Source organism: Pseudomonas sp. BAV 4579 (assembly GCF_009765395.1).
In the GTDB taxonomy this organism is placed as follows: domain Bacteria; phylum Pseudomonadota; class Gammaproteobacteria; order Pseudomonadales; family Pseudomonadaceae; genus Chryseomonas; species Chryseomonas aestiva.
This window is the reverse complement of the sequence record NZ_WHOV01000237.1, coordinates 1-1,372: the sequence shown is the minus strand read 5'-3', so window position 1 is coordinate 1,372 and position 1,372 is coordinate 1. Positions and strand designations below refer to the sequence as shown.

Below are 1,372 nucleotides of genomic sequence, written 5' to 3'. Positions count from 1 at the left end.
AGATGTGTATAAGAGACAGGTATAGGGGTGGTATATTTTTGAAGAGGATTTCGATCAGGTCTGTGGCAATGAAACCGGAGGGGGCTGATTAGCCACGTTGCGGATGGCTTCCACCGTTATGGTGACGCGGCGCGGTAGCTCGCTCGAGACCAGGAGCTTGTTGCGGTAGGCGCTACTACTGCCGCGCTGGGCAGCGTCTGCCCGAACTGCTTCAGTCACCGCGTTGAGCTAATAGACGAAGACCCTTGCCGCCTCGACATCCAGAGCGCAGATGCAGATAGTGTTATCGAATGTAACTCCCACCGTTGATATCGAGCGTTGCGCCGTTTAATGAGCGCTGTGACGTCCGGAGAGCAAAGGCTACCAACTCGGCAAGTTCTTCCAGCGCAACAGCCTGGCCTATCGGAATGTCCCGCGTCACAGCTTCCTGACCGTGAGTCGCCATGAAGCTTTCTGCCATTTCGGTACCCACCCACCCAGCCAGGTGCTATGGCTACCGCAGTGATCCCATCAGCGCCGAATGAGGTAGCAATAGCCTTCGTCAGGTTAATGAGTGCCGCTTTCGACGCCCCATACTGCATGGCATCGGCTGAATAGCCGCGCTGTCCTGCTCGGCTTGCCATATTGACGATGCGGCCACCTCCGTTCTACTTGAAATGGGTTATGGCCTCCTTGCACAGGTCTGCAGCGGCAAAAAAATTGATCTGAAACTCTCTACGCCAAGCCTTCTGCCACTGCGCATGGTCAGCCTCCACCGAAACCTCGTTGCGGACACCTGCATTGTTCACCAAGGCATCTATACGCCCAGTGATCGCCAGAGCCTGGTGCCACAATTCAAGAGGCCCACCTTCAGTCCCCAGATCGCCACGGACGAGATGCCCTGCGCCACCGATACTGTCGAGCAGCCGCTTGGCACGTCCTCTGTCGCTACTGTAGTGGATGATGACCTCGGCCCCTTGGCCAGCTATCTGCCGAACGATAGCGCCGCCAATGTCGCCAGATGCACCAGTGACCAATACCGTCTGACCGAGTAAGGATTTATTCATCTTTTTCTCAGGCAATAAGCATCTGAACAGAAAGCACACACAGGGTGACACGCGGCGCCATCAACCAAGACGAAGTGCGTGCAGAGGGGGCTTGAGCCCCAGCCCTCGAGGAAAGCCATGCGGAAGAGCAAAGCCTCTGGTTACCTCAAATCAAAAGGCAAACAGGACATTGGACATTGGACATTGGACATTGCTGACGCGGCAACGCTGGCGCCGGTGACGCCAGCGTTGCCACTACCCGCTTGAGTCAGCCGTTGCTGGGGAAGGCAAATTGCGAAGCCTCCTGGGCCTCGCGCTGCGGCCAGCGCTGGGTGATGGTCTTGCGC

The 1,372-nt window shown here is 57.0% G+C and carries 1 pseudogene; it reads right to left on the bottom strand.

Annotated elements, in window-relative coordinates:
• Positions 1–215 precede the first annotated feature (215 nt).
• A pseudogene (locus tag GSQ95_RS25665) lies at positions 216–1,046 on the bottom strand (SDR family NAD(P)-dependent oxidoreductase).
• Between the last annotated feature and the right edge of the window lie 326 nt (positions 1,047–1,372).